This window comes from Pseudoalteromonas sp. Hal040 (assembly GCF_037162425.1).
Taxonomy (GTDB): domain Bacteria; phylum Pseudomonadota; class Gammaproteobacteria; order Enterobacterales; family Alteromonadaceae; genus Pseudoalteromonas; species Pseudoalteromonas gelatinilytica.
Window position 1 is genome coordinate 138,359 of sequence record NZ_JARLUU010000002.1, and the last position, 11,664, is coordinate 150,022.

At 41.0% G+C, this 11,664-nt stretch carries 13 protein-coding genes; 4 read left to right on the forward strand and 9 right to left on the reverse strand.

The genetic code is table 11. The features are described from left to right. Positions 1-85 precede the first annotated feature (85 nt). The 7 genes from P4S60_RS18255 to P4S60_RS18285 form a co-directional block, all read right to left on the reverse strand. Positions 86-355, reverse strand: coding sequence for a CBU_0592 family membrane protein (locus P4S60_RS18255; protein WP_054552127.1), 270 nt, complete (start codon positions 353-355; stop codon positions 86-88). 147 nt (positions 356-502) lie between these two features. Further along, positions 503-754 (reverse strand): hypothetical protein, encoded by a 252-nt coding sequence (locus P4S60_RS18260; RefSeq protein ID WP_105173418.1) that lies wholly within the window; start codon positions 752-754, stop codon positions 503-505. Between the two features lie 39 nt (positions 755-793). Next, positions 794-1,198, reverse strand: a complete 405-nt coding sequence (locus P4S60_RS18265; protein WP_337116967.1) for a DUF1761 domain-containing protein — start codon at positions 1,196-1,198, stop codon at positions 794-796. 152 nt (positions 1,199-1,350) lie between these two features. Continuing rightward, positions 1,351-1,884, reverse strand: a complete 534-nt coding sequence (locus P4S60_RS18270) for a response regulator transcription factor (RefSeq protein WP_337116969.1) — start codon at positions 1,882-1,884, stop codon at positions 1,351-1,353. Continuing rightward, on the reverse strand, positions 1,881-3,092 hold the full coding sequence (locus P4S60_RS18275) for a sensor histidine kinase (RefSeq protein WP_337116970.1): 1,212 nt from the start codon (positions 3,090-3,092) through the stop codon (positions 1,881-1,883). The genes P4S60_RS18270 and P4S60_RS18275 overlap by 4 nt, the downstream gene beginning before the upstream one ends. A 17-nt stretch (positions 3,093-3,109) precedes the next feature. Then, the gene (locus P4S60_RS18280; RefSeq protein ID WP_063703547.1) at positions 3,110-3,514 is read right to left on the reverse strand and encodes a nuclear transport factor 2 family protein; all 405 of its coding nucleotides are present in this window, start codon (positions 3,512-3,514) and stop codon (positions 3,110-3,112) included. 8 nt (positions 3,515-3,522) lie between these two features. After that, on the reverse strand, positions 3,523-4,833 hold the full coding sequence (locus P4S60_RS18285) for a metal-dependent hydrolase family protein (protein WP_337116971.1): 1,311 nt from the start codon (positions 4,831-4,833) through the stop codon (positions 3,523-3,525). A 151-nt stretch (positions 4,834-4,984) separates the two neighbouring features. Here P4S60_RS18285 and P4S60_RS18290 point away from each other — a divergent pair, with 151 nt between their 5' ends. Continuing rightward, positions 4,985-6,058 (forward strand): ketoacyl-ACP synthase III, encoded by a 1,074-nt coding sequence (locus tag P4S60_RS18290; protein WP_337116972.1) that lies wholly within the window; start codon positions 4,985-4,987, stop codon positions 6,056-6,058. Positions 6,059-6,128: 70 nt separating this feature from the next. Continuing rightward, a complete protein-coding gene (gene gloA2, locus P4S60_RS18295) occupies positions 6,129-6,515 on the forward strand; it encodes an SMU1112c/YaeR family gloxylase I-like metalloprotein (RefSeq protein WP_337116973.1) in 387 nt (128 codons plus the stop codon). 1 nt (position 6,516) lies between these two features. On the opposite strand, the gene P4S60_RS18300 is transcribed toward gloA2, so the two are convergent. Then, complete coding sequence (locus tag P4S60_RS18300; RefSeq protein ID WP_337116974.1) at positions 6,517-7,878, reverse strand: leucyl aminopeptidase family protein; 1,362 nt, start codon at positions 7,876-7,878, stop codon at positions 6,517-6,519. Positions 7,879-7,966: 88 nt separating this feature from the next. After that, the gene (locus tag P4S60_RS18305; protein ID WP_105173788.1) at positions 7,967-8,377 is read right to left on the reverse strand and encodes a hypothetical protein; all 411 of its coding nucleotides are present in this window, start codon (positions 8,375-8,377) and stop codon (positions 7,967-7,969) included. Between the two features lie 106 nt (positions 8,378-8,483). Here P4S60_RS18305 and P4S60_RS18310 point away from each other — a divergent pair, with 106 nt between their 5' ends. Together P4S60_RS18310 and P4S60_RS18315 are read left to right on the forward strand one after the other, a co-directional pair. Next, positions 8,484-8,636 carry an oxidoreductase-like domain-containing protein gene (locus tag P4S60_RS18310; RefSeq protein WP_082401749.1) on the forward strand — a complete coding sequence of 51 codons (153 nt, stop codon included), beginning with the start codon at positions 8,484-8,486 and terminating at the stop codon, positions 8,634-8,636. 297 nt (positions 8,637-8,933) lie between these two features. Further along, complete coding sequence (locus tag P4S60_RS18315; RefSeq protein WP_337116975.1) at positions 8,934-11,519, forward strand: TonB-dependent receptor plug domain-containing protein; 2,586 nt, start codon at positions 8,934-8,936, stop codon at positions 11,517-11,519. Positions 11,520-11,664 lie beyond the last annotated feature (145 nt).

The window sequence follows — 11,664 nt, forward strand, 5'->3', positions numbered from 1 at the left end:
TTTAGTTGAAGAGTTCTCGGAAGTGGATACAAAAAAACCCACTTTCAGCTAAAAATGGGTTTTAATTTTATTGAGTTAAGCTTAATTAAGCTGTTTCAACATTTCCAGTACGCTTTGCTTTGATGTACTTATATAAACCAATAAGTGACGCCGCTATCCAGAATATTTCGATAACAAAACTAGCAAGGTTAAAGTTATAACAAAGGCTAATCAGTAACAGGATTGCACCTGTTAAGTTCATCATGTTATACACAAGGCCAGTTGGCGATGCTTTATTCAGTTGTAATAAAAAGAAAGCACCAACCACTAAGAATGTGCCTGTCATGCCAATAATATCAAATAAAAGTGCTATCACGTGCGTGAATCCATTTTGTTCATGTGTTTATACCCATACAACTGGCCCAATCCATGGGGAGGGTTGTTTTCATTCATTGAAACAGCAAACCGGTCAATAGTATCAGAGCATGAGGGAGAAACGAGGATAAATGTCCGTATTTTAACTCTATTTATGGGTCACCTTACCACCGATGATTTTTAGAGCAGGTGCACCGCGGATCATGGTTTCGCGGGCGAATTGACGTTGGCAGTCAGGGCATGTGCCGGTTTCATTGGTAAAGTCTTGGCTTATGCGTTCGACAAAACATTTAACCAACGCGCCCTTTCCACCTTTGCGGTATTTAAATAATTGGCTTTTACATTGAGAGCAAAAAATATCGACCGTTTTAGTCGGGCCTTTTTTGTTAGGTTTTGCCATGACAACTACATTGCTAAATTAAAACCTTACTTTACCATGTTAAGGCCAGAGCCCCAAAACTAAGCCGATAATAGAAAACTGTAATATTGAATAACTTGCATTAACTAAAAACAATTTTAATGGGCGTTGTTCGAAGAGATAACCAATCCCTAAAGCACAGCTTACCCAACACAAGCCAATAATAAAGCCAGTGCCTACGGCCACTCCCACATTGACATTTGCACCAATAAATAACGATAAACTAAAGGCAATTAAACAACATAAAACAAAGCTGCCACCAAACACCATAACCGGGTTGATACTTTGCAGGTCAAGCTCAGTTAAACCACAGCTTTCCATCCAAATACGTTTAAAAAGCCAAGGTGAATACCACACAGCGCCCAATAGGAAAGATGCAAGGGCAGCAAAAAAAATCGCGAAGAAGTTAAGTTCAGAAAAATGCATACACCAGACTCATACAACTAACAGGGTTAATTTGACTTTAGTTAAGGATCAGCGATGCGGCAAATCAAAAAGGTTTAGATTTGTACCCATTTACACTTAAACCATACTTTTGCATTAAATCCTGCATTATTTCAGTTTAATAAACAATCAATTTAGTGTTGTACGGGTTTTTTCTGTAATTTACGTTGTAGGGTTCTTCTGTGCATATTCAGTTGGCGCGCAGTTTCAGAGATATTACCATTGTTGCTATGCAAAACATGTTGAATATGCTCCCACTCAAGGCGCTCTGGAGACATTATTTGGCTTGGCTCTGTGCTTTCAAACGAAACGCCTGCTTCAACATCACCCAAAATTGTTTTTAACAATGAATTAAAATCGACAGGCTTTGGTAAGTAGTCATCTGCACCGAGTCGTATCGCTTCTACCGCACTGGCAATACTTGCAAACCCAGTAAGTAATACGATACGCGCTGAAGGAAATTGTTCTCTTAAGGGTTTAATTAGCGCAAGCCCGTTATCATCCCCGAGTTTTAAATCCACCAAAAAGTGGCTTGCCTCAAAAGTGGTTATTTGTTGTAAAGCTTGCTCAGCGTTATGAGCAAGTGAACATGTGAAGCCTTGTTTTGTAAAGCGCCTTGCAAGCGTGCTGGCAAGGTTTGCATCGTCTTCAATAATTAAGAGTTTCATACAATTTTTAAACTAACCATCGCAATCGCACCTTGCTGTGGGTGATTACTGAGTGTTAATGAGCCATTTAAGCGCTCTAAGGTGACATTAGAAAGCATAACTGCCATTCCCATTCCATCGCTACTTGGCATGAGCTGACCGCCTAATGATGCCATTTGTTGCTCGCTAAAGCCTTGACCGAAATCACGCAACGACAATGAAAGTGTTTGCTTATCGATTTGCCACTTAGCCTCAATGTTGTGTTGCTGATTGTGGTTGTTTGCCGCTACGGCGTTTTGCAGTAAGTTTAAAATAGCTGGCAACAGCATGGCATCACTTAAAATCGAGCATTCAGGGGCGTTATTTAGCCACTCTAAGCTTTGCTCTGGAAAATGCAGTGTCATCGCATCTTGAATGGTGTTTTGTAGTGTTTTAGCGCTAATCACTTGTTGTGTTTCACCGGTTCTTAGTGCATTTGAAAGTGACCTAAAGTGCTCAAGTTGCTCTTTACACTGTGCTAATGGCTTAGCCATTTCTTGCACAATGGGGTCATTAGCTTGTTGCTCTTTAAGCTCTTCAAATAACAGCTGTAAGTTTGCTATCGGCGTTGCAAGCTGGTGGGTTACTTGTGCTGCTGCGCCATCAAGTGTTAATAACTGCTCATGCCTTAATTGTTGCTCACGAGTGCGTGCAATGGTGGTTTCTCTCGCTCTTAATGTGCTATTTAATGTACCAATTACAAAGGCAATAACAATGGCGCTGATAACAAAGTTAATCCACATACCAATAAAGTGATGAGTCATCTGCATTTGGTGCATGGTGTGTTCTGGCATTTTAATCAGTAAAAAACTATAAGCGGCGATTGCAAGCACGGCCGTGTAAGCAAGCCCTTTTGCATTAACAGACACCGCCGCTATCATTATTGGTAACAGCAATAGCGAAACAAACGCATTGGTTGCCCCGCCACTTAAGGAGAGCAAAATAGTTAAAAACAGTAAATCTGCTGTCAACTGCATCAACACAGCAGCAGGCTTGGCTTTCGTTACTTTTCTATAAGCAAATATACTTAACAGCTGAAAGATTGCTTCAACACAAATAACAGCAAGTAAAGGCAGTAAGGGAATTTGGTATTCAAATAAAAAATACACCGCTATCACAGCAAAAAACTGCACAGCGATTGCGGCGCTTCTTAAAATTAGCAGGCGACTTATCGCCGGATCGGTTTGCATAACGGACTCTTTAAAGCTTAATCATCGTCCATAGAAATAGTAAAAACAGCACAAGGCGTTCCTTGATGAAACACCATTTGCCATTGTTTACCATTAAAACGCCACAGTGACATACGCACTGAGTAGTTAAACTCTGAGCGAGCAGAACGTCTAAAGGCCGCTTGATAGCTCAGCTGTGCAACATCGTCACTGAGCATACGACCTTTAAAATGTTGATTATAAAACTGCGGTACCACCTCAGTTGGTAGGCGGGTTAAAACTTGGAACTTATTAAATGACGTGCCATCAGCGGCTATTTCAATAAAATCATCATCTAGTAATGCATCAAGCGCTTCAGCAGATTGCCGAACCTCTGGCTCAAGAAGCTGTCGTTCTGCATCAATTAAATGATTAAATAACGTCTCTTTAATTTTACCGCCCATAGTAACCCTTACTGTTTGAGCACTTTACCGCCCTTCATAACAAACTGAACCTGACTAAGTTCACTAATGTTATCAAGCACATTCATATTTACGCTGATAATATCTGCTTGTTTACCAACACTCAAGTCACCAAGGCTTTCACTTTGACCTAATAGTTTAGCAGCTTCGACGGTAGCTGATTTAATTGCTTGCTTTGGTGTCATGCCATATTTAACTAATAACTCAAACTCTTTAGCATTATCACCATGCTTAGATACGCCAGAATCAGTACCGAAGGCTATTTTAACGTTGTTTTTTAACGCTAATTTAAACGATGCTTCCATTTTTGGGGCGACTACTTCGACTTTATCAGCAATCGCTTTTGGCATATTTGGGTTATTTAGTACTTCTTCTTTTACTGTAGCGCCAGCGAGTAACGTTGGAACTAAATACGCGTCTTGCTTTTTGAAAAGCTTTACCGTGTCTTTATCTAAAAAAGAGCCATGTTCGATTGAATCAACCCCCGCTCTAAGTGCTGCTTTTATACCTTCTGTGCCATGAGCATGAGCGGTGACTTTACGGCCTAAATGATGAGCCGTGTTAACAATGGCACTGAGCTCTTCATCTGTAAATTGCTGGTTCACACCCGCGACGGTATTACTTAAAACACCACCTGTGGCGGTAATTTTAATCACATCGGCACCACTTTTGATTACATCACGCACTGCACGAGTACAATCATCAGCGCCATCACACACACCCAAGCCACCCCCTTCTGTTGCTTTGGTAATATCACGACGATAACCATGCATATCACCGTGGCCACCGGTCGGTGTGATCATATCTCCTGCTGCAAAAATGCGCGGGCCAACAATGTCGCCACGTTCAACCGCTCGCTTTAATGGGAAGATAACTTGATAGCTACTACCTAGGTCACGCACAGAGGTAAAACCTGCATCAACTGTACGTTGTAAGTACTTTAAAGAACGAAGTGCAAAGTCAGCTTCGTATTCAGTTGTCCACTGATGTGGGTTACGTTTTGCATCACGCTCAAAAGTAACATGAACATGCATATCAATCAGACCCGGCAATACCATCTGATTTTTTAAATCAATAATATCTGCATCACTCAGGTTTAACTGCTGCTTTGTTAAATAGCCTGCTTTTATTGCAGCAATTTTACTATCTTCAATAACCAGTGTTTGTTGTTCTTTGACATCTTGTTCCGTGCCTACCAGCACCTTTCCAGCATATATAAGCATTGTTTGTGCATTGACCGCAAACGCTGATAATAAAGATAGTACCGATAATGTGCTTATTTTTAGGTTTATTTTTTTCATAATCGCCTCTTTTTTATACTAGGTTTAACTTAAATACTGAGTAAATGCCATTATTTACGACATAGCGCAGCAATGAACTAGTGTTAACAAGTGAATTTTGATATAACTTCTGGAAAATTTAACAAGTCTGACCACATAAAGAGAACACATTATGTCTTATGCCCAAATTACTGGCTGGGGTAAATGTATACCACCAGCAAGCATCAGCAATGATGAAATTAGCAATATTGTTGATACCAATGATGAATGGATCACAACACGTACAGGCATCAAATCTCGCCGTGTCAGCCATGTTTCTACTGCCGATTTAGCAACAGTTGCCGCAAAGCAAGCTCTTGCTTGTGCTGGTGTTGATGGTAAAGACATTGATCTTGTACTTCTTGCGACTTGTACACCATCAACTATGGTGGCAAATACGGCCTCTTTAGTGCAGAAAAATATTGGTGCGGTTGGCGCAGCAGCAATGGATACTAACGCTGCATGTTCAGGCTTTTTATATGCATTACAAGCAGCAACGGCACAAATTCGCGCAGGTATGATCAAAAAAGCGGTCGTTATTGCTGCTGAGCGCATGACTTGGTACATCAACTGGGCGCGTCGCGACAGTGCTGTATTATTTGGTGATGGTGCCGGTGCGGTTGTATTAGAAGCTTCAGATACACCATCTGGTTTACTTGCAACTAAAACAGGCTGTGACAGTGAAGATCGCGATATCTTACACATCGAAAACTTTGGTAGCGATTTAAATAAATACGAGCCAATTGGCCCGTCTAACTTGTTATTCGAAGGTCGTGAAATCTTCAAGCGTGCTGTTAAAGGTATGAGTGAAGCCTGTGATGACGTGCTAAACCAAGCACAATTACAGCTTGATGATATTGACGTATTAGTTCCTCACCAAGCAAACTTACGTATTATCCAAGCTATTCAGCAACGCTTGAAAGTAGCTGACGAAAAAGTCATGGTGAACATTGCCGATTACGGTAATACGTCTGCTGCGACAATTGCGATTGCAATTTGTGAAGCTGTTGAACAAGGCCTAATCAAGCCAAACTCAAACATTATGTCAGCGGCATTTGGTGCAGGCTTAACGTGGGCGGCAAGTTACATTAAATGGGGCGAGCGCGTGACACCAATTGCGGTATCTGATGCAGCTCTACCTGAGTGTGATAAAACAGGTCTTGAACTTGTTGCACCGGCTGTTGCGGCATGTAAAGCGGCAGAATAAAAAACTGCACTCATTAATAGAAAAGCGCGGCTTAGTCCGCGTTTTTTTATGAGCATAAAAGGAATCGATCGTGGAATTATTAGGCATCCATCACGCTGCAATCATCTGTAGTAATTACGAGAAATCCAAGCATTTTTATAGTGAAGTATTAAAACTGCCGATTATTCACGAGCTATACCGCGCGGAACGTGACTCGTTTAAATTAGATTTAGCACTTCCTGATGGCAGCCAATTAGAATTGTTTTCGTTTCCCGGAGCGCCACAAAGACCCAGCTATCCAGAGGCACAAGGGCTTCGACATTTAGCATTTAAAGTTGCCGACATTGCAAACTCTAAGGAATATTTAGAGCAGCAAGGTATTTCAGTTGAAGAAATAAGAGTGGATGAAATCACCGGGAAGCAATTTACGTTTTTTGCCGATCCCGATGATTTACCGTTAGAGCTTTACCAACTCTAGATTATTGAAAGCGATCTTGTAGGTAGTTAAACACGGCGCGAATACCCAGTGCTTCACCGCCTGCAGGACGACCTGGTAATGAACGTAAGTTCCAAGCCATCACATCAAAATGAACCCACGGCGTGCTTGGCTCGACAAACTCTTTTAAATAAAGCGCAGCAGTGATTGCACCGCCGAATGGGCTTGATGCACAGTTGGCAATGTCAGCTATGTCGCTTTTTAATAATGCTTTGTATTGATCAAATAACGGTAATTGCCAAATTGGATCATGACAGCTTTCGCCGGCATCCATTAATTTGTTCGCAACATCTCGGTCATTTGCGAAAAAGCCCGGCAATTCAGTCCCTAAAGCGATACGACAAGCACCTGTTAGGGTTGCAAAGTCAACAATCAGCTCTGGGTTGTCGTTTTGCGCTTCAGCAAGTGCATCGCACAGTACTAAACGACCTTCAGCGTCCGTGTTATCAATTTCTACAGTGATCCCTTTGCGTGTTTTGATCACATCACCGGGTCTAAATGCATTACGAGAAACCGCATTTTCAACCGCAGGTACCAATACTCGTAAGCGAATTGGTAAGTTGGCAGCCATAATTAACTGTGCAAGGCCAATAACATGCGCAGCACCGCCCATGTCTTTTTTCATGTTGCGCATGCCTGAACTTGGTTTTAAATCTAAACCACCAGAATCAAAGCACACACCCTTACCTACTAAGGTGATCTGCGGAGCATCTTTTGCACCCCAACGTAAATCAAGTAAACGCGGTTTATTCTCAGATGCGCGACCAACCATGTGGATCGTTGGGTAATTTTGCTCTAATAATTCATCACCAACCCACTCGCTAAACTCACCATCAAAGGTGTCTGCTAAATCTGCCATCACTTGAGACAGATGTTGCGGCATCATATCTGCAGCAGGCGTATTAACTAGATCACGGACTAAATTAATCGCACTTGCATGCTGCGATAAACGCTTAACTAAAGATTCGTCTTGAATGGCAAGTGTGGCACGAGGTGATGGTTTTTCTTTATATTCACTAAACTCATAACCACCTAGTACAAAACCAAGTGCAACCTGTTCGACAAAACTATCATCACCTTGAATTTGGTAGCAACCCGCTGGCAGTTTTGTTGATAAGTCACCCGCTAACCAAAAGTCATGTAAATCATTAACTAAACAATAAACATGCTCAAGCGAACCTGATTCACTATCTGCAACTAGCGCGATGCCTTTGTTTTTAAAATCACAATTTGTTAGCCAGTTTTGTAAAGCTTGTGGTTGCTTGGTTAACCACGTTGCTAGGTCAGCTTTAGCAATAAATGAAAGGGGAATTCCCGTAGAAGAATGGCGAATTAATGAACTCATTAAACGACTCGATATAAAGAAAAGGTAATTAAGCATACCAATAACTTGGTACAAAAGGTATAGGCAAAATCAGATAAGCAAAACCAAATCAGTGTTTGTTTTGCTTCTCTTTTTCTTCTTTTTCGACTTGTTGATCAAGCTCTTTAATTGAGCGGTTCATATTGAACGAACTAGGTAAAACATCAACACCGACCCATTGCCCTAGTTTAACAACTAAAGGAATGGTGATAGGTGAAAATGGCAATACAGCAAAGACACCTAAACCGAGCCCTTTTAAAATATCTAAAAATTGCTCATTCGCTGTATGTAACTCTTCTTTAGTAGCTAGACCTTGAGTGTATCGCCTATAGATATGAAGCATCTCTTTTGTTTCTTGCTTTTCTTGGGCAAGTGCGATTTTAAGTGCTACCATAGCGCGCTTGAAACGTAGGGTCTGACGCTTTTTGGTAATTTTAGCCACTCTGAATGGGGCTCGATGAATAACTTTGTATAATCGCATTTGGCTATTTTCACACAGCATGCGAAGTTCACAAAGCATAATTTACTTATATTAGTTTTTGTTTTATTCTTCATACTCTATTCGTAATTATTTTTCAGTATTAAAAATGAACACACCTATACAACAGGCTGAGCCAAAACCCCAAAAGCCGGCCCCAGATGAATGTTGTGGTGGTGGTAGTTGTTGCCCATGTGTGTGGGATGAATACCGAGAAAAATTAAAACAATGGCAATTAAACAACATTCCGCAACAAGCCTAATAGACCGTTCCAAATCCAATTTAGCTCAAAAACCAATCAAAAAATTCCTTTTTTAAAATATTTTTGGATATTTTATATACTTTCTTACGCATAAAAGAAAAAACAAGAATAATTTATCCCCTGCAATTTCATGCACATAATTAAAAAAACAATAATAACGTGCAAATAAAAAAGCCGAAAACAACATCGCATTAACAATTTGCAAAATAAATTTACAGGCTGTATAAAAGATTTACACCAAGGTTTTTGATTAGCTTTGGTGACATAATCATAAATATTCTAACTGGGGAAGTCGGAATGAAATTCAAAAATAATGCGCTACAACAAGCAATTAAATTTGCTTTAGCGACAACAACAGCAGGCCTGTTTGTGTCGGGTTCAGTTGTTGCTGCAGAGCAAGCAGCAGAAGAAACTAAAGTTAATAAAAATGTAGAAAAAATTGCCGTGGTAGGTACTCGTTCAGCACCACGTTCAATCGGCGATTCACCAGTACCGATTGATATCATCGGTGGTGAAGAGCTAGATAAAGGCGGCAACACTGATATGCTTGAGCTTTTAAAAGGCTCAGTTCCTTCTTTTAACGTTCACCAAAACCCAATCAGTGATGCAGCGTCACTTGTTCGCCCTGCTAATTTACGTGGTCTTCCTTCTGACAGCACATTAGTACTTGTTAATGGTAAACGTCGTCACCGTGCATCTGTTATCGCTTTCTTAGGTGGTGGTATCAATGATGGTGCTCAAGGTGCTGATATCTCAGTTATTCCAAGTATTGCTTTAAAGCAAGTAGAAGTACTTCGTGACGGTGCTGCGGCACAATACGGTTCTGATGCAATCGCAGGTGTAATGAACTTTGTATTAAAAGACGCGTCAGAAGGCGGTTCATTTGAAATCCGCCAAGGCGAATACTACGAAGGCGATGGCGATACAACGCAAATTTCAGGTAACGTAGGTTTACCATTTACTGACAGCGGCTTTGCTAACTTAAGCTTCCAATATAAAACCGCTGATGCAACTAGCCGCTCAGTGCAACGTCCTGATGCAGCAGCGCTTAACGCTGCAGGTGTGCCAGACGTTTCTTCTTTAGCACAAGTTTGGGGTGCACCTGAAGTTGATGATGATATCTCAATCTTCGGTAACATCGGTTTAGACTTAAGCAACACGTCGCAATTCTACATGTTTGGTAACTACTCAGAGCGTGATGTACGTGGTGGTTTCTACTATCGTAACCCACACACTCGTCCAGGTGTTTATTCAAATGATGGTGGCGAAACACTGCTTGTTGGTGATTTAACTGGCGATATGAGCGGTAACTGTCCGACAAACATCTTAATCGATGACAATGTTCTAGATAACCCAGATTACATCAATGGTGTTGCTAACAACCCTGACTGTTTCGCATTTAACGAAATTTTACCGGGTGGTTTTACACCTAACTTCGGTGGTAACATCACAGATACTGCTTTAACAATTGGTACTAAAGGTGAAATCACATCTGGTTTCCTTGAAGGTGCTTACTATGATTTAAGTGGTACAGTTGGTTATAACGAATCACGTTATTTCATCTATGACACAATCAACGCGTCATTAGGTCCAGATAGCCCTCGTGATTTCAGCCCAGGTAAATACTCACAGTTAGAGAAAAACTTTAACGCTGATTTATCAAAAGGGTTTGATTTTGGTTTAGCATACGATGTAAACGTTGCCGGTGGTCTAGAATGGCACGAAGAAACATTCACAGTTGTTTCTGGTGACGAAGCGTCTTTCACTGCAGGTCCACTAACTGAACAAGGTTTTGGTATCGGCTCAAATGGTTTCCCTGGTTTTAAACCATCTGATGCGGGTGAATACACACGTCGTAACTACGCAGCATACGTTGATGTTGAAGCTCCATTCACAGAAGACTTCCTAATGGGCTTAGCACTACGTTATGAAGATTATGATTCATTTGGTTCAACAACAAACTACAAGTTAACGGCTCAATACCACTTAACTGAAGACCTAAACGTGCGTGGTTCAATCAGTACTGGTTTCCGTGCACCAACCGTTGGTCAAGCAAACGTAAGTAACGTTCAAACAAACTTAAGCAGCGGTGTACTTGTTGACTCAGCACTTTTACCACCAACAAACCCAATTGCCGTGCAATTAGGTGGTACAGAGCTTGAACCTGAAGAATCACAAAGCTATACATTTGGTGCAGTTTGGACAATTGGTGACTTATTCTTCACTGTTGACTATTACAACATCCAAGTAGATGACCGTATCAGTCAATCAGATAAAATTGAGTTAAGCCAAGCTGATAAAGACACACTTGAAGCAGCGGGTGTACCAAACGTACAAAACTTAGCGCAAGTAAGCTTCTTCACGAATGACTTCGATACAACAACGCAAGGTATTGATGCAGTTGCTAACTATTCAACTGACCTACTAGGCGGTAGTTCAACATTCAGCTTAGCGTACAACTGGAACGACACTGAAGTAACTAAGTCAACAGACATTACTGGTGAGTTTAAAGTAAGCCGTTTAGAAAATGACTTACCAAATCACCGTGCAACGCTTAGCTGGGCACAGCAGTGGGAAAACTTCTCTGCATTTACACGTGTTAACTACTATGGCGAATACCAAGGCGTTCACGTAGATTATGATGCAACAGCTAAAACAGCTGATGCAGCAGTAACGATTGATGCAGAAGTAACTTACTTCCTAACTGAAGAGCTTAGCTTCTCTGTAGGTGCTACAAACTTATTCGACCAAGAAGCAGAGAAACTTGATTTCTATGACAGTACTGGCATCCCTAACAACAACTGGGGTGGTAAATACTACGAAACGTCGCCGTACGGTATCAACGGTGGCTTCTATTACGTGAAAGCTACGTATACTTTCTAAATAGAACCGCTTTCTAGGTTGAGCAATCAGCCTAGAAAGTTGATACCCCGGATTTATTCTGGATATTTATAGTTATTCAAGGCGAAAGACATTTCGCCTTTTTCGTTTTATAGTAAATAAAAATAACAAATAACCCGCCATTCCT

What these genes read in the sequence shown, in the direction of transcription:
- P4S60_RS18305 (WP_105173788.1), bottom strand. Translation starts at nt 8,377, where the DNA reads ATGCGATTATACAAAGTTATTCATCGAGCCCCATTCAGAGTGGCTAAA.
- P4S60_RS18265 (WP_337116967.1), bottom strand. Translation starts at nt 1,198, where the DNA reads ATGCATTTTTCTGAACTTAACTTCTTCGCGATTTTTTTTGCTGCCCTT.
- P4S60_RS18315 (WP_337116975.1), top strand. Translation starts at nt 8,934, where the DNA reads ATGAAATTCAAAAATAATGCGCTACAACAAGCAATTAAATTTGCTTTA.
- P4S60_RS18260 (WP_105173418.1), bottom strand. Translation starts at nt 754, where the DNA reads ATGGCAAAACCTAACAAAAAAGGCCCGACTAAAACGGTCGATATTTTT.
- P4S60_RS18290 (WP_337116972.1), top strand. Translation starts at nt 4,985, where the DNA reads ATGTCTTATGCCCAAATTACTGGCTGGGGTAAATGTATACCACCAGCA.
- P4S60_RS18310 (WP_082401749.1), top strand. Translation starts at nt 8,484, where the DNA reads ATGAACACACCTATACAACAGGCTGAGCCAAAACCCCAAAAGCCGGCC.
- P4S60_RS18300 (WP_337116974.1), bottom strand. Translation starts at nt 7,878, where the DNA reads ATGAGTTCATTAATTCGCCATTCTTCTACGGGAATTCCCCTTTCATTT.
- P4S60_RS18280 (WP_063703547.1), bottom strand. Translation starts at nt 3,514, where the DNA reads ATGGGCGGTAAAATTAAAGAGACGTTATTTAATCATTTAATTGATGCA.
- P4S60_RS18275 (WP_337116970.1), bottom strand. Translation starts at nt 3,092, where the DNA reads ATGCAAACCGATCCGGCGATAAGTCGCCTGCTAATTTTAAGAAGCGCC.
- P4S60_RS18285 (WP_337116971.1), bottom strand. Translation starts at nt 4,833, where the DNA reads ATGAAAAAAATAAACCTAAAAATAAGCACATTATCGGTACTATCTTTA.
- P4S60_RS18270 (WP_337116969.1), bottom strand. Translation starts at nt 1,884, where the DNA reads ATGAAACTCTTAATTATTGAAGACGATGCAAACCTTGCCAGCACGCTT.